This window comes from Bdellovibrio sp. BIS2 (assembly GCF_055398295.1).
Genome location: NZ_AP035879.1, coordinates 818321 through 834207, shown reverse-complemented (window position 1 = coordinate 834207; position 15887 = coordinate 818321). Strand labels below are relative to the sequence as shown.

Here is a 15887-nt window from a genome sequence, read left to right as displayed (position 1 = left end):
GTCGCTACTCCTCAGATCCCTTGGACCCATGGCTGAACAGTTTAGCTCGCTGCTCTTCCGTCAAAACGTCGCGAGCAGACAACAAGGTGTCCAAACGAGCCTTGGATAATTGCTGCTTCTTTTCCAGCATACTTTGATAAGCCGCGGTCACTGCTTCTTTTGAGGCATTGCTGCGCAGGGATTCCTTGAAAGCTTTCCGGGCCGCTCTCATGTCCTCACGGCATTTTTGCTTTTCAGCCTTTGCGGCTTCACGAATGGCTTTGAGTTTTTCCTTTTGCTCTTCAGTCAAATTCAGCTCTTTCATTTTCTTCGGGCTGAAATGATTTTCCAGAGCAATTTCATCATTCTTGTGATGCTCGCGCCCCTCGGAACGAGCCCAGGCATTTGTAGACATCATTGTCGCGACGAGGGCTCCTGCCAAAACCAGATTAAACTTCATGGTTTCCTCCTGTTTTGAATCTTTAGACGACGGCCTCTGCCACCAGGTTCAAAAATTCTTGTCTAGGATCCTAACGATCAGGATCTTTGTAAAATCGAGCTGAGAATCAATTTAACGGCCTTCAGCATGGTTTCCAGCTCCATAGCCGGGGGACGGTCGGGTTTGCCCTCAGCCTGCTCAGGCAGATAAGGCACATGAATAAAACACGCTTCCGTTTCGGGTGAAGAGCCCAGAACCTGCAAAGTTTTAAAGTAAACATTGTTGCAGACATAGCCCCCCGCACTGAGGGATATCTCCACCGGGATCTGGTGCTCTTTTAGAATCTGCATCCACTGTTCCACCGGCGCGGTGGTGAAGAGCGCTGGTGGCGCCTGCGGAGAAATAGTCCCGCGCACCGGCGCGCTGCCGTCCTCGTCGGGTTTTTCGGTTTCATTCCAGTTCAGTCCCACGCGCTCAAGGCAGATGTTCTTGCGCCCACCGGCTTGTCCCAGCATCAGTACGCAATCATAGTCCTGCATCGCCATGGCCGCGGCCACAAGCCTCGGCGCTTTTGCAAAAGACACCGGCAGCAGCAAGGTGTGCACCTGATCATTAAACGTCAAATCCCTCTTGATGTTTTCAAGAAGGATTTGGCTGGGATTGACGGGTTCACCCAAGAAGGGTTCAAAGCCCGTAAGCAGAATCTTTTTACCCAAAGCGGCTCCATTTACTCAAAGTGGCTTCGCCATGTCATATAGAAATCACTGCTATATGTACCATTCAGCGGATGACCTTTGATACGGAATTCCACTTTCGTGTTGAATTCCCGAGTCAGAGCCTGCGCTTCAGCATCGGTGCGGGGAACGCGAGCGCCCAACTTGCTCAAAGATGAAACTGGCACCCAGAACTCGCGAGTGCTGGTGCAAGTTCCACTGCCGGACCATGGGCCCTTGTCAGCACAGTCACTTCCGCCGTTCCAGTTGAACAGACGGAAGACCACTTTTACCTGATTTGAATTGGAATAGAAGTGCCAGCTTTGCCCGATATGTTCGTACTGCGAACCCAGTTTTTTGAATCCAAAGGTCCATGGCATTTCCTGCTTGGTATTGTAGCTGTCCACGAACTCCGGACTGTGAGTCAGAACAAACGTGCGCAAAACAGCTGCAGAAGCCTGGGCGCCGTAAGAAGACGAGAACCCACAATGGTTGCCGTACTTCAGATTCAACACACCGACGTTCGCCGATTTTTCGTACAGATCATCATGCTCCATCACTTCCGCATTGATACGGTTGTTCACCACGGAATCATCTTTGGAAGCCCATACCATCAGCGGAGTTTTGACTTCCTCTTTCCAGTTCCAGAAGTTGTTGCTTTTAAAGAAGGCAGGAGTCGTGCTGGCAATCCCGCGGCGTTGCAAAGACGTGGAAGCCAATGAACCGATGTAATCGGCCATGTCCTTGCGACTGGAAGGAATATGGTTGTCAGTGATCAGATCCGGAACATCGGTGACATAGTTACGAGCCTCTTTGAAATGCTCTTTGGTCATTTTCGAAAAGGCACGACCCACCACTTGAGTCCCGTACAAATGATCCAGGGTCGGACGAAGGCTGATCACCGGGCAAATTGCCGTCACAGAGTTATAAACCTTGCGACCACTTGGCAAAAGATACTTGTCGTTGAATGCCGCCCCCATTACAGCCGCATTGCCCCCCAGACTAATCCCCATCAAATGCAGGCTGGAAATACGATCTTTATGCTCCCATTTTTCCATCATCCATTTGCCGACCTCAAGGGCTTCATAACCTTCAGACCAACCGCCCAGGGTCACGCGTTTATTGTAATAGATGTAGTCCATGCCCGTCTGATTCGCCAATAGCAGAACGTTGAACGGAGACTGGTCAAACAAATGCATCAAATAGCTTTTCATCGAAGCCGACTGGGAAGCCGAGCAAAACACCCCGCACTTCACAATGACCAGCGGACGAGGACGCGTGTCTTGTTTCAACGCCAAGACCCCTGGGACGCGAGTGCCATCCGGAAGCTTGACCATGAACTCTTTCACCTGAGGATGAGAGAAAAAAGGATACTGGAACTTGGAAAACTTCAACAGCCCCAGCAAACCTGTCCAGGATTTCTGCGTCAGCTCGCCTGAGCATTTGGCAAAGTATGCGCGCGCCACATTGTAATACTGGGCCGTGCTCAGCTTTTTGCCAACGATGCTGTCTTCGAAACGGCGGGGATCACAGGCTGGTGTGATCTCTTTTGTACTCAAACCATCCGGAACTTCTTCAAACATTCCTTTGGTGGTCGGAACATCCTGCCCGGCTTCTTTCGCCAGCTCCTGATAGAATTGTGTTTCCAGATCGACTTTCGGCGCATCGGCCAAAGACTGGGCCTGAGCTGAAAAAGCCAATGATGATGCAATACCAATCCCAACAAACATGCTGAAAATCTGCAGCGACATTTTACTACCTCACGTACTTCGAAAGGCTTATCGGGGGCGGTTTTCAGCGGGTTTAGAGAAAACTCAGATTGTCTAATCTCTCGACAAAATAACGGAAAATCCCGACCAAAGACGATCACGAGCGTCGATAAAAATACCGGCGGTTTTTCTTCAATAATCAGACGCAAAGTGTTTCAAAAAAAGAAAAACCCCACCTCTGCAGATGGGGTTTCGATCAGTGGAATATGTATTGGCCTTATGCGATCTTTTTAATCTGCGACAACTTGTCCTTAAGCACCGAATTTTCATGCTTCAAAGCATTCACTTCAGAAGCCAACTGATTCACCTTGCGCTTCAGGAATTCGTTCTCCTGCTGGGATGCCGGATCCGAGTCCCCCACAATATTGGGTTTGACGTCTTTCTTCGCTGCAGGTTCAGCATCAAAGGTCGGAGTCGAGAAAGCATTCACACTGAGCATCTCTTCGATGTTTTCAGGAATGTGCAGTTCAGGGTCCACCTTTTCCAGACGGATAATACCCTGAGAAATAAACCCACGAACCTCAGACAGCATCTTGGAAATACAAGTCGACTTTTCTGCCGCCGTCGGAGCAGACTCCGCCATCATATCGGTAATTTTACGTTTTGAAATCGGCGGCAAACAGGCCAGCAACTGGTCCACTTGCTCCTGCGGATTGCCATGCAGGGCATTTGCCAGGGTCAGCGGCTGCACGCGAGAGAAAATCTCCACCAAGTACTGCCCGTCCCAGCTATACACGCGTGTGATGGTCAAAATGCGTTTACGAAGTGCTTCTTCCCAAGCCGGGCTTTCGCCACCGATCAGGCCCAGGAACTGTTCACGTTTCGCTGCTGGTGATGTTTCCAACAGTTGAAGAAGTTGAAAGAAGCCGCCCTTTTTTTTGTATCTGTCTAACATGCCCATGGGTAAATTATCGGATGTGTAATACAGGACTAAAGGACATCTGACGGCTATTTTTATTATCAAAAAAGTTTTATTTCACGATGGAACATCACCCATTCGTAGTGCCAAATAGTTAGACAAAAAACTCAAACTTCCCATCCCACTTTGAGAAACGTTCTTTTGTAACTGGCGCGGGCTTCGGCCGGGGCAGTGTCTTCTCAACAAAAAGACTCTGCTGCTGAAAGTAAAAAAGGCAAAGCTGTGAAGCTTTGCCTTGCCAGAACGCTCTGAAATTGATTTTTAATCCAACGATTCACACTTATAGGACAAGCTCACACTGGTGCCTGGGGAAAGATACTGATTGAACTTCAAAGTTTTACCAACCAGGTTGTAACCCACCGGCGCACCGGACACAGTCACGATCAAGTCCTGCGGATTGGAGCAGTTCAACATGATGTCCTTGATGCGATCAGTGATCTTGGAGCGAATCTGACCCAACTGGGAAGTATAGTCGTTGGAACAGATGTCCGCCGCCATACCCCAACCGTTGTTCGTGAAGGACAAGTACACATTCCCGATACTGCCCGTCACCAAACCCGTTGTCGGAGAATAGTTATCCAAGGTCTGACTGTTCTGCTGAGCAAGACAGTTGTTATCTTTCACCACGATCGCGTGCACGCTCAAGGAGTTGAACTTGTCAGCTCCCAGGCTGCTTTTTACGTTATTAATCAGATAGTTTGGCTGATCCATCTGATCCAGAACATAACCGCCGTTGTTATAAAGACCGGATCTTTCATCCTCGTCCGCCAGGAAGATCACTGCCAAGTGAGCATCACTGCGAATGAAGCTGGAAGGATTGTTTTTAACAACCAGATTTGCAGCATAGACACCACGCTCATCACCTGATGGACAGTTTTGAGCATAAGCCTGGGAGTAAGCTGAGGACTCAATAGAAGCCAGGTTGCCACCGTTGTTACGGATCCAGTTGGCGATGAACTTCTCACACGCCAGGGTTTCAGGTCTTTGAATGGTGCTGTTGAACAGGCTCATGCGGTTGCTGTGATTGCGGGTGATATAAGGATTGCCACCGAAAGAAACCAAGCTGCCGGCATCGGATCTTGCCACATCGGTGGTTGTCATCGCGATACGATAGTCGATTTGTTGATTGTCCAGATCAGCAATAAAGTTTTGGAATCGCGGAGCCAACCTTGCCTGTTCAAACGACATGGAAGCAGAGTTGTCATTTACTATAAGGATGTCCACCTTACCGCGGCCCGCAGTCTGGGAGTAATTGAATGCGTATTTGCCATTCTCGACCACACAGCCGGAGTCTTTACATTTGCTGTCGTCCAAAGAGAACTTCACCGGGGAACATCCCACGTAAAGCCCTACAAAGAAGGAAATGGCAGCCATTCTGGTAAGTGTTTTCATAGACACACCTCTCTCAACCTCCATACATCCAAGGTCAGTGCCAAATCCGGGTGTTTTTTACAAATATTCGATTTTACAGCGTTTTTACTGTTTCATTTTGACCCCTTGGCACCCTCGCCCCTGTCGATCTCTTGGACAGGAGCCCCCGAAAGACACTTTTTTGTCTGCAATTTCAGAGGTTTATAAACTTCCGGGCACCTAGGCCGAAGGAGCGATTTTGGTCCTCGGGCCGAAAGCCTTTGAGGCTCGGTTCAATCTTTCCAATAATAGAAGGGCTGGCTCTTGCCGGGCCATAGCTGCGCAACATGGGGAGTATCTGCATGATCACAAAACTACTTGGCACTTTTATCATCCTGGCCGCTTTTACGATTGGCTATATTGTTCTGAAGGATGATCTGGGATTGGGAACGATCAAAAAGCCCAACGGCAAACAGGCAGACGCCTGTGTTCAACTGACTCCGGCTCAGCAGCTTGCCAAAATGATCAATGATGATTTCCAGAATCTGGCGGCAAACGGCGAACTGCCTGCAGAATGGTCCAACATCGCAACGGTTGAACTGCGCATGAATTCTGTATTGGCAAAAACAATTCTGGGCAAAGAACGTCCGAATATTCAAAGAGTCAAAGAAGGCGCCAACTATCTGGAACTTGAGATCGTGGATCTGCCTGACGATGAAAATCCCGGCATCATCATTCAGGCAAGCTTGTTCGATATCAAATCCAAAAACAAAATTTTCGAAATCGGCCGTACTTATACGATGAATGATTTGAATCGCGTCGCTCCACCGCAGACTGAAGAACCAGCGAAAGCAGATGCTTCGGCAAAACCAACAGCGCCACCCGCGCCAAATGAGGAGAAACCGACTGCTCAGCCGGCAGGTCAACCAAAGCAATAACTTGAATCCCGTTGAACCAAATTACTGCCTGACCGTCTAAAGAACTCAGGCAGTATTAGAACCACTGCTCTGATTTTTTTAACTTCGGCCTCGAATAAAAAAGCAACTCCCAGCTTGTCGTCGCAACTTCGAGACCAACAGCAAAGGAGATCACCATGAAAAACGCCCTGATACTCTCGGCCTTGCTTATGACCACGGCCTGCGCAAGTAATGGCCCAAAGCCAGCAAGCGAAACCAAATCCCACAAAGGTTTCGATTCCGTACTATCGGCATATCAGTATCCTTTCCCGGTCCAATTCTATAATTTCAAATCTCAGGGCCAGGATTTGAAGATGGCCTACATGGATATTGCTCCGAACAAAGAAAGCAACAAGGGCACGATCGTTTTACTGCACGGAAAGAACTTTCCCGGTGCTTACTTTGAAACACTGATTAACTCCCTCACCGCTGAGGGTTTTCGAGTTATTGTCCCGGATCAAATCGGTTTCGGTAAATCGACCAAGCCAGCATATTACCAATACAGCTTCCATGCTCTAGGACAGAACACACAGAATCTTTTGAAGTCGTTGAATATAGAAAAATACAAACTGCTGGGGCACTCCATGGGCGGCATGGTTGCCAGCCGTATGAGTCTGATGTTCCCGGAGTCAGTGACTCAGCTTTTCCTGGTGAACCCGATCGGTCTTGAAGACTGGAAAACAATGACTTCATATCGTCCGGTAGAAGAAGGCTTCCGCGGAGAGCTTGCAAGCTCTCCTGAAAAGATTAAACAGTACCAATTAGACAGTTACTACGACGGAAAGTGGAAACCGGAATACGATAAGTGGCTGGAAATACCCACAGGCTGGATCCTGGGACCGGACTATTCAGTGATTGCCTGGAATGCCGCTTTAACTTCCGACATGGTCTTCACTCAGCCGGTGATCTATGAGTTCAAAAACATCAAGGCCCCGACGGTCTTAATCATCGGCCAAAGAGATCGCACTGCCATCGGAAAAGCCTGGGCCCCGGAAGAGAACAAAAAGAAGATGGGTAACTATCCCGTACTGGGAAGACAAGCCGCCCGCCTGATTCCAAAGTCAAAATTGGAAGAGCTGAAAGGCCTGGGACATATGCCTTTCATCGAAGACTACAACACATTCTGGTCCGCCATGAAAAAGCACCTTTAATAGCCCAAAAACACCTGAAAAAGACATCTCCACAAACGAAAAAAGCCCGGTTCTTGCCGGGCTTTTCTTTTATCTACTTCCAGATTTTAGACACAAAAAAACCCGGATTACTTTCGTAACCCGGGTTCAAGTAAAATAGAGCTGGCGTCGTGCTACTCTCCCACATGGTCGCCCATGCAATACCATCGCCGCAAGAGGACTTAACTTCTGAGTTCGGAATGGGATCAGGTGTGGCCCCTCTGCTATAAACACCAGCAAAGCGTTTATTAATCAAAGTGGTTAGCTTCTTACACTAACCTTCGTTCTTTGCGCAACTTACTTCCAATCCAAATGGAGAAGTTACTTTCTTTATTTAACAATCGAATGATTGATTTAATTGATTTTTAGCGAGTCGCTGTTAGTTCCACATTTCACTCTCTTACTTATTCAGAGAGCTAGTCTCTCGTTCCTGTTAAGGAAGTCTCTGAGACGAAATCTTCGTAACTTAAAAGTTAGAAGAATGTTTTTTAAAAAAGCCTCACGACCTATTAGTACTGATCAGCTCAATACATTGCTGTACTTACACCTTCAGCCTATCAACCTCGTAGTCTCCAAGGGGTCTTTAGGGGGCCGAAGCCCCAGTGAGATCTAATCTTGTAGTTTGCTTCCCGCTTAGATGCTTTCAGCGGTTATCAATTCCGAACATAGCTACCCTGCATTGCTCTTGGCAGAACAACAGGAACACCAGAGGTTCGTCCATCCCGGTCCTCTCGTACTAAGGACAGGTCTACTCAAATCTCATACGCCCACAGAAGATAAGGACCAAACTGTCTCACGACGTTCTGAACCCAGCTCGCGTACCACTTTAATTAGCGAACAGCTAAACCCTTGGGACCTGCTCCAGCCCCAGGATGTGATGAGCCGACATCGAGGTGCCAAACTCCATCGTCGATATGGACTCTTGGATGGAATAAGCCTGTTATCCCCGGAGTACCTTTTATCCGTTGAGCGATGGCCCTTCCACGCGGGACCACCGGATCACTTTGGCCTGCTTTCGCACCTGCTCGACTTGTAGGTCTCGCAGTCAAGCCCCCTTATGCCAATGCACTCGACGCCTGGTTTCCAATCAGGCTGAGGGGACCATCGCGCGCCTCCGTTACTTTTTGGGAGGCGACCGCCCCAGTCAAACTGCCCACCAGACAGTGTCCCTCTCCTCGTAAAGAGGAGCAGGTTAGATTTCAAAGGTGCCAAGGGTGGTATTTCAAGGTTGACTCCACAATGGCTAGCGCCACTGCTTCAAAGTCTCCCACCTATCCTACACATGCCAACTCTAAAATCACTGCCAAGCTACAGTAAAGGTTCACGGGGTCTTTCCGTCTTTCTGCGGGTACTCGGCATTTTCACCGAGAATTCAATTTCGCGAGGCATTTGGTCGAGACACCGGAGAAGTCGTTACGCCATTCGTGCAGGTCGGAACTTACCCGACAAGGAATTTCGCTACCTTAGGACCGTTATAGTTACGGCCGCCGTTTACTGGGGCTTCGATTCTCAGCTTCGCTTACGCTAACTAATCCTCTTAACCTTCCAGCACCGGGCAGGCGTCAGTATGTATACTTCGTCTTGAGACTTTGCACATACCTGTGTTTTTGATAAACAGTCGCTACTCCCATTTCTCTGCGACCCGAAAAAGCTTGGGGAGTAAATCCTTACACTCTCGCGGGCACACCTTTTCCCGAAGTTACGGTGTTAAGTTGCCGAGTTCCTTGACCAAAATTCACCCCATCGCCTTAGGATATTCACCCCACTCACCTGAGTCGGTTTACGGTACGAGCTAACAAAACTAAATTTACGAAACTTTTCTTGGATGCATGGCTTTTCACACTTCCGGGACAAGTCCCTCGCATTCACACCTCAGAGTTACGACCAGCGGATTTGCCTACTGATCCTCCTACATGCTTACACCTCAATCCAATAAGAGGCTGTGATATCCTACACCGTCATTCCTTAAACACATTTTGCTAGGTAACGGAATATTAACCGTTTTGCCATCGACTACGCCACTTGGCCTCGTCTTAGGGCTCGACTAACCCTGGGAAGATTATCTTTACCCAGGAATCCTTGAGTTTTCGGCGCCCGGGTTTTTCACCCGAGTTCAACGCTACTTATGTCAGCATGATCACTTCTAGTTCGTCCAGCTGTCCTACCGGTCAACCTTCATCCTACACTAGAACGCTCCCCTACCACTAAAATATAAAATATCTTAATCCAAAGCTTCGGTAACACGCTTAGCCCCGTTGTATCTTCCGCGCAGAGTCACTAGACTAGTGAGCTATTACGCTTTCTTTAAAGGATTGCTGCTTCTAAGCCAACCTCCTAGTTGTCAAAGTAACTCCACAACGTTCTCCACTGAGCGTGCATTTAGGGACCTTAGCTGTTGGTCTGGGCTCTTTCCCTCTCGACTCATGACCTTATCACCCTGAGTCTGCCTGCCAGGGAACATATCAATGGCATTCGGAGTTTATTTGGGTTTGGTAATCCGGTAAAGACCCCTAGCCCATTCAGTGCTCTACCTCCATGATATTTTTTACCTGACGCTATACCTAAATATATTTCGGGGAGAACCAGCTATCACCCAGTTTGATTGGCCTTTCACCCCTAATCACAGATCATCAAAAGAGTTTTCAACCTCAACTTGTTCGGTCCTCCACGAGGTGTTACCCTCGCTTCAACCTGTCCATGATTAGATCACCGGGTTTCGGGTCTATGCCTGCATACTAAATCGCCCTATTCAGACTCGCTTTCGCTACGGCTCCACCTGCAACGGCTTAACCTCGCATGCAAACATAACTCGCTGACTCATTATGCAAAAGGTACGCTATCGACCACTTAAGGGTCTCTAACTGCTTGTAGACTTACGGTTTCAGGTTCTATTTCACTCCCCTCTCGGGGTTCTTTTCACCTTTCCCTCACGGTACTTGTTCACTATCGGTCACTAAGGAATATTTAGCCTTATGAGGTGGTCCTCACAGATTCCCACAAGATTTCACGTGTCTTGTGGTACTCGGGATGCCGCTAGGGCCTTCGAAGTTTTCGAGTACGGGGCTATCACCCTATCTTGCCAGACTTTCCAGACTGTTACTCTAACTTCTCCGGTCCCACATTGCGGTCCCACGACCCCTCATTCAAATTAATGAATAAGGTTTAGGCTGTTCCCCGTTCGCTCGCCACTACTGGGGGAATCTCGGAATTGATTTCTCTTCCTGAGGGTACTGAGATGTTTCACTTCCCCTCGTTCGCTTCAAACAACTATGTATTCATTGAGTGATACCATAAATGGTGGGTTTCCCCATTCGGAAATCTCCGGATCAAAGTGTGTGTGCCACTCCCCGAAGCTTATCGCAGCTTACCACGTCCTTCATCGCTTCTTAGTGCCAAAGGCATCCACCGTAAGCCCTTTGTAGCTTAAAAAAATGGAACTAACCTCGCTAAAAATCAACTAAATCAATCTATTCAATTGTCAAAGAACGAAAACCGTTCAGCAAAACTCTAACTTACACCGCATTCCAGTACAGTAGAACTTGGTGGGCCTGGGAAGACTCGAACTTCCGACCCCACGCTTATCAAGCGTGTGCTCTAACCAACTGAGCTACAGGCCCGTTAGGCTTCACTCTCTCAAAACTAAACAGCTAGATAGATTTTTGGGACTCACTTACTCGGGAAGAGTAAGTTGACCTAAGATTGGGTCATTTTAACTTATCAAGAACAAGTCTTGATGAAGATTGACCGGATAATCCTTAGAAAGGAGGTGATCCAGCCGCAGGTTCCCCTACGGCTACCTTGTTACGACTTCACCCCAATCATCGACCATACCTTGGGCGCCTGCCTCCTTACGGTTAGCGCAGCGACTTCTGGTACAGCCGACTTTCATGGTGTGACGGGCGGTGTGTACAAGGCCCGGGAACGTATTCACCGCGGCATTCTGATCCGCGATTACTAGCGATTCCAACTTCATGATCTCGAGTTGCAGAGATCAATCTGAACTTAGATAGCTTTTAAGCGATTTGCTCTACCTCGCGGCTTAGCTTCGCTCTGTGACTACCATTGTAGCACGTGTGTAGCCCTAGGCATAAGGGCCATGAGGACTTGACGTCATCCCCACCTTCCTCCGGTTTAACACCGGCAGTCCATCTAGAGTGCCCAACTGAATGCTGGCAACTAAATGCAGGGGTTGCGCTCGTTGCGGGACTTAACCCAACATCTCACGACACGAGCTGACGACAGCCATGCAGCACCTGTGTACCGACCCTTGCGGGCGACGACATTTCTGCCAATCTTCCAGTACATGTCAAGCCTAGGTAAGGTTCTTCGCGTTGCATCGAATTAAACCACATGCTCCACCGCTTGTGCGGGCCCCCGTCAATTTCTTTGAGTTTTAATCTTGCGACCGTACTCCCCAGGCGGGATACTTAACGCGTTAGCTTCGTCACTGAAGGGGTCAATACCTCCAACAACAAGTATCCATCGTTTACGGCGTGGACTACCAGGGTATCTAATCCTGTTTGATCCCCACGCTTTCGGATCTCAGTGTCAGTGTTCGGCCAGTTACCCGCCTTCGCCTCCGGTATTCCTGTTGATATCTACGTATTTCACCACTACACCAACAATTCTAGTAACCTCTCCGACACTCAAGCTTCGCAGTATCAAATGCACTTCCAGGGTTGAGCCCTGGGCTTTCACATCTGACTTACAAAGCCACCTACATCCGCTTTACGCCCAATAATTCCGAACAACGCTAGGATCCCTCGTCTTACCGCGGCTGCTGGCACGAAGTTAGCCGATCCTTTCTTACAGGGTACATTCATTGTGTTATTCCCCTGCGACAGAGCTTTACGACCCGAAGGCCTTCATCACTCACGCGGCGTCGCTGCATCAGAGTTTCCTCCATTGTGCAATATTCCCTACTGCTGCCTCCCGTAGGAGTCTGGACCGTGTCTCAGTTCCAGTGTGACTGATCATCCTCTCAGACCAGTTAAAGATCGTCGCCTTGGTGAGCCGTTACCTCACCAACTAGCTAATCTTACGCGGACTCATCTTAGAGCGAAAAACCTTTGACCCCTTGAGCCGCAGCTCCTGTGGTCTTATGCGGTATTAGCTAATCTTTCGACTAGTTATCCCCCACTCTAAGGCAGATTATCCACGCGTTCCTCACCCGTGCGCCACTAGTACTCACCCGAAAGCTTTCCCCGTTCGACTTGCATGTATTAGGCACGCCGCCAGCGTTTGTTCTGAGCCAGAATCAAACTCTCCAGTTTAAATTCTGTTTAGAAGCAAACAGCTAGCTTTTACGCTATTGTTTGTTCGAATATTTTTTGAAATTGTGAATGATAATTACTCATCATTCAAAGAGCCCAAAAATCTATTTTATCTAGCTATTCAGTTTTCAAAGAGCGAACATTTTATCGTGACTTCGTTTTTATTCCGAATCGCGAGGAACCAATCTTATCAAAGATTTTGTCCCCGTCAACTATCTTTTTTCTTTTTCTTAACTTTCGACCTAAGTCTTAGTTACTGAAGAAGAAAAGTTGGTGGAGGCAACAGGGATCGAACCTGCGACCTTCTGAATGCAAATCAGATGCTCTCCCAGCTGAGCTATGCCCCCGAACGAAGTGGAGCTGTTTTCTCGTAAGGGCCGAAAAAGGTCAATAGCTTTTTTTCGAAAATTTAATAACTCACCCTAAGTTGCTCAATAAATAACCGAGGCAGGGGCCTCGGTTATTGCAAAAAGCATAGATAAGTATTTGAATTTACGCGATATTAGGCGCTAGCCTTGAATTTTGACGCGAGCAGTCTGTTGAGCCACTTTCTTTCAAAACTAAGGTCGAACCCGACCTTTTCACCACCCGAAACAATAGCTGTATAGACCTTTTTAAGGATTTCAACCTCATGATCCAAGCCGTTGTCGGCGCCCATGGACTCTTCAATAGCCTCGTACACACTCAATAGATCCGGCGTCGTCACCACTTTAGGGATGCGGGACATATCCAGACCCAGCGTCTCGAGTGGTTTGAATCCAACCAGTGTCTCGGTCAGCAGCACTTTTGTACCATTCTTGAAGTTCACCTGAATGAAGGGCTTGCCTTCAGAGTCTGCGCGGTGAAGGACTTCATTCACGTCCTGAGTGTTGAAGGAGAATAATTTCCCGTCTAGATCCTGGCGAATTTGCACTCGGCCTGACTCGTTGATCTTCGCACGAAGACCTTTGGAGGCATCGACAAAATTCAGGATGTGATCTAGCTCAGCATGTGTCGACTTTGTTTTAGAACTGCTCAAATTACCCTCCCCTAATATTATAGGGCGTCTCTAACTTACATTAGAGATATCGACAATCCCTTGAAGGACTTAACAAGAAAACAAAAAAAGATGAGAATCCGGCCTCTTATCCTGTCGCAATTTGAATAAAATTTCGTGATACTGTTTCAAGCCGGGATTCGTCGGCGGCGCGCCTTGTACCGGGCGTTCCGATTTGAGATAAACTGGCCTGAAAGAGGCACACACTATGATCATCACACGTTGGCAAGCTCCGATCATCCCAAGCAAACAGCAAGTTCTTATGATTCTGGAATCAGAGGGCATGGAACCCTATGAACAGATTCTGGAACCCGCAAAGAAAGTCGGCGATCACCGCAAACCCTTTGCTGAGGTGCGAGTTATCATCAGTGGTGAAATGATTTTCAACGTTTCCGGAAATCAGTTCGTCCTGCGCCCTGGGGACCGTGTTGAGATCCCAGGAAACACCCGCTTTTCTTACGTGGCTCAAGGCGGAGAGCCTTGCGTGACTGTTTGCGCACAAAGAGCGATCTAAGTTTTCACCGAAATCAAAAACTAAAAAGCCCCCTTCTTCGCAGACGGGGGCTTTTTTTTTATTTCATTCTGGTCGCCGCCTTTACAACCGCCTGATAAGCAAAGTCGATCGGCTTCTTTATATATAGATCTATTCCTTGTCCTTCTTAAGCTTCATCCAGCTAAGATAATCGCGGATGTTCTTTTCAAAGCCTCTTGTGGTCGGCTCGTAGATGGCGGTCTTTTCAACCTCTTCTGGCAGATAGCTTTGCTCCACCCAGCCCGTCGGATAGTTGTGCGGGTATTTATAGTCCCGGCCGTAACCCAGATCCTTTGCCAGTGCTGTCTTTGCGGATCGCAAATGCAGAGGCACTGGCAATGTGCGTGTTTTCTCCACCAATTCGCGCGCTTTATGCAAAGCCATATACGACGCATTGGATTTGGGGCATGACGCCAGATAGGTCGTCACTTGCGAAAGAGTGATGGCTCCTTCCGGAAGGCCAATCGCCTCTACGGCCTGCAAACCTGCGATAGCCACAGAAATGGCGCGTGGATCGGCGTTTCCGATGTCCTCAGACGCCAAAATAATCAAACGGCGCGCAATAAACACCGGGTCTTCCCCACCATCGAGCATTCTTGCCAGATAGTACATGGCTGCATCCGGATCGCTGCCGCGAATGCTCTTGATAAATGCCGAAATGGTGTCGTAGTGCATTTCAGAGTTCTTGTCATAGCCCAGCGGATTCTGCTGCAGAAGTTCACGCATGTCGTTCACATCCAACAGCGGACCTTCCACATCGTCTTTAGTGAAGGTGTACAGGATCTCAAGGCTGTTGATCAGGCGGCGGGCATCCCCGTCCGAATATTCAAGCAGGTTTTTACGTGCTTCCTCGGTCAGAATCTTGTCCAAAGGCTTTGCATAGTGGGCTTCGGCCCGCTTGACGATCTTATTCAGATCGTCTTCAGACAGACGCTCGAAAATCACCACGCGACAGCGGCTGAGCAAGGCGCGGTTCAGTTCATAGCTGGGATTTTCAGTGGTCGCCCCCACCAGCACCAGATCGCCCTTTTCAACGAAAGGCAAAAGCACGTCCTGCTGGGCTTTGTTAAATCTGTGAATTTCATCCACGAAAAGAATGGTCTTTTGCTGGTACTGAAGACGACGGTCTTTGCCCGCTTCGCCCACTTCCCGCAGCGCCTTGGCGCCGGAGTCCACTGCATTCAGGTGCACATAGTGGGCATTGAAGTGCTGGGACAATGCCAAAGCAAAAGTGGTCTTGCCGGTGCCCGGAGGCCCCCAAATGATCAGACTGGGTAAATAGCCCTTACGAAGCATCTGTCCTAGCTTCGCCTGCGGCCCCAGGGTCTTTTGCTGCCCAAAGATGTCATCCAGCGTCTTGGGACGCAGAATTTCTGACAGCGGTGAAGTTCCATGGGAGGCTTGAGATGCAGAGAAAAGATCCATAGGAGGGTCATAAACCATCCCCTCCCCAGAAGCCACTATTTAATGCAGCTGATGGCAGGCGACGCTGTATTGCGGGTGCCACTGATTGCATAGCAGACAGTTCCGTCAGGCTGCTTTATTTGGTAAACCGCAGTGCCGGTGGCCTCGGGGAATATCTGTATGGTTTCCACCTTGGTCCCATCGGTAAATTGTCCGGCGGCAAACGAGTGAAGCCCTGTCGCCCAAGAGATTCCCCAGCCTCCAAACAAGGATACAACGGCAATCAAAACAGTTTTCATATTCACCTCGTCTTTTAAGTAAAGCCGAAGGACTCAATAAGGGGCAAAC

Annotated in this window: 11 protein-coding genes, 2 tRNA genes and 3 rRNA genes; 3 read left to right on the top strand and 13 right to left on the bottom strand. The window is 48.7% G+C overall.

Translation table 11 applies throughout. The features are described from left to right. Positions 1-4 precede the first annotated feature (4 nt). The 5 genes from ACZ520_RS04075 to ACZ520_RS04055 all read right to left on the bottom strand — a co-directional run bounded on the left by ACZ520_RS04075 (position 5) and on the right by ACZ520_RS04055 (position 5211). Positions 5-439, bottom strand: coding sequence for a Spy/CpxP family protein refolding chaperone (locus ACZ520_RS04075; RefSeq protein ID WP_088566080.1), 435 nt, complete (start codon positions 437-439; stop codon positions 5-7). A gap of 77 nt (positions 440-516) precedes the next feature. Then, positions 517-1134 carry a pyroglutamyl-peptidase I gene (locus tag ACZ520_RS04070; protein WP_464127596.1) on the bottom strand — a complete coding sequence of 206 codons (618 nt, stop codon included), beginning with the start codon at positions 1132-1134 and terminating at the stop codon, positions 517-519. Positions 1135-1145: 11 nt separating this feature from the next. Further along, positions 1146-2882 carry an alpha/beta fold hydrolase family protein gene (locus tag ACZ520_RS04065; protein WP_464127595.1) on the bottom strand — a complete coding sequence of 579 codons (1737 nt, stop codon included), beginning with the start codon at positions 2880-2882 and terminating at the stop codon, positions 1146-1148. Between the two features lie 235 nt (positions 2883-3117). After that, positions 3118-3801, bottom strand: coding sequence for a FliG C-terminal domain-containing protein (locus tag ACZ520_RS04060; RefSeq protein ID WP_416480779.1), 684 nt, complete (start codon positions 3799-3801; stop codon positions 3118-3120). Between the two features lie 279 nt (positions 3802-4080). Further along, positions 4081-5211 carry an MIDAS family adhesin gene (locus tag ACZ520_RS04055; protein ID WP_232468707.1) on the bottom strand — a complete coding sequence of 377 codons (1131 nt, stop codon included), beginning with the start codon at positions 5209-5211 and terminating at the stop codon, positions 4081-4083. A 320-nt stretch (positions 5212-5531) separates the two neighbouring features. Here ACZ520_RS04055 and ACZ520_RS04050 point away from each other — a divergent pair, with 320 nt between their 5' ends. Both ACZ520_RS04050 and ACZ520_RS04045 read left to right on the top strand, forming a co-directional pair. Next, a complete protein-coding gene (locus ACZ520_RS04050; RefSeq protein ID WP_464127594.1) occupies positions 5532-6107 on the top strand; it encodes a hypothetical protein in 576 nt (191 codons plus the stop codon). Between the two features lie 155 nt (positions 6108-6262). Next, a complete protein-coding gene (locus ACZ520_RS04045) occupies positions 6263-7276 on the top strand; it encodes an alpha/beta fold hydrolase (RefSeq protein WP_464127593.1) in 1014 nt (337 codons plus the stop codon). A gap of 139 nt (positions 7277-7415) precedes the next feature. Here the strand turns inward: ACZ520_RS04045 and rrf are convergent. The 6 genes from rrf to ACZ520_RS04015 all read right to left on the bottom strand — a co-directional run bounded on the left by rrf (position 7416) and on the right by ACZ520_RS04015 (position 13585). Then, positions 7416-7532 (bottom strand): 5S ribosomal RNA (gene rrf / locus ACZ520_RS04040). Between the two features lie 250 nt (positions 7533-7782). Further along, positions 7783-10723 (bottom strand): 23S ribosomal RNA (locus ACZ520_RS04035). A 111-nt stretch (positions 10724-10834) separates the two neighbouring features. Continuing rightward, positions 10835-10911: transfer RNA gene (locus tag ACZ520_RS04030), tRNA-Ile, on the bottom strand. A 142-nt stretch (positions 10912-11053) separates the two neighbouring features. Continuing rightward, a 16S ribosomal RNA gene (locus ACZ520_RS04025) occupies positions 11054-12567 on the bottom strand. The 16S, 23S and 5S rRNA genes sit together here with 2 tRNA genes alongside, the layout of an rRNA operon. A gap of 271 nt (positions 12568-12838) precedes the next feature. Beyond that, positions 12839-12914: transfer RNA gene (locus ACZ520_RS04020), tRNA-Ala, on the bottom strand. A 155-nt stretch (positions 12915-13069) separates the two neighbouring features. Beyond that, positions 13070-13585 (bottom strand): hypothetical protein, encoded by a 516-nt coding sequence (locus ACZ520_RS04015; RefSeq protein WP_015090011.1) that lies wholly within the window; start codon positions 13583-13585, stop codon positions 13070-13072. Between the two features lie 226 nt (positions 13586-13811). Between ACZ520_RS04015 and ACZ520_RS04010 the strand changes: the two genes are divergently transcribed. Beyond that, positions 13812-14117, top strand: coding sequence for a cupin domain-containing protein (locus tag ACZ520_RS04010; RefSeq protein ID WP_011163417.1), 306 nt, complete (start codon positions 13812-13814; stop codon positions 14115-14117). Positions 14118-14246: 129 nt separating this feature from the next. Here ACZ520_RS04010 and ACZ520_RS04005 read toward each other — a convergent pair whose 3' ends face one another. Then, positions 14247-15560 carry a replication-associated recombination protein A gene (locus ACZ520_RS04005; RefSeq protein WP_088566897.1) on the bottom strand — a complete coding sequence of 438 codons (1314 nt, stop codon included), beginning with the start codon at positions 15558-15560 and terminating at the stop codon, positions 14247-14249. Positions 15561-15595: 35 nt separating this feature from the next. Further along, positions 15596-15838 carry a hypothetical protein gene (locus tag ACZ520_RS04000; RefSeq protein ID WP_374032161.1) on the bottom strand — a complete coding sequence of 81 codons (243 nt, stop codon included), beginning with the start codon at positions 15836-15838 and terminating at the stop codon, positions 15596-15598. Positions 15839-15887: the final 49 nt, after the last annotated feature.

Bases quoted from the DNA above. Each gene is read 5' to 3' on its own strand.
- ACZ520_RS04075 (WP_088566080.1), bottom strand. From the start codon at position 439: ATGAAGTTTAATCTGGTTTTGGCAGGAGCCCTCGTCGCGACAATGATG.
- ACZ520_RS04065 (WP_464127595.1), bottom strand. From the start codon at position 2,882: ATGTCGCTGCAGATTTTCAGCATGTTTGTTGGGATTGGTATTGCATCA.
- ACZ520_RS04060 (WP_416480779.1), bottom strand. From the start codon at position 3,801: ATGGGCATGTTAGACAGATACAAAAAAAAGGGCGGCTTCTTTCAACTT.
- ACZ520_RS04055 (WP_232468707.1), bottom strand. From the start codon at position 5,211: ATGAAAACACTTACCAGAATGGCTGCCATTTCCTTCTTTGTAGGGCTT.
- ACZ520_RS04050 (WP_464127594.1), top strand. From the start codon at position 5,532: ATGATCACAAAACTACTTGGCACTTTTATCATCCTGGCCGCTTTTACG.
- ACZ520_RS04045 (WP_464127593.1), top strand. From the start codon at position 6,263: ATGAAAAACGCCCTGATACTCTCGGCCTTGCTTATGACCACGGCCTGC.
- ACZ520_RS04010 (WP_011163417.1), top strand. From the start codon at position 13,812: ATGATCATCACACGTTGGCAAGCTCCGATCATCCCAAGCAAACAGCAA.
- ACZ520_RS04005 (WP_088566897.1), bottom strand. From the start codon at position 15,560: ATGGATCTTTTCTCTGCATCTCAAGCCTCCCATGGAACTTCACCGCTG.
- ACZ520_RS04000 (WP_374032161.1), bottom strand. From the start codon at position 15,838: ATGAAAACTGTTTTGATTGCCGTTGTATCCTTGTTTGGAGGCTGGGGA.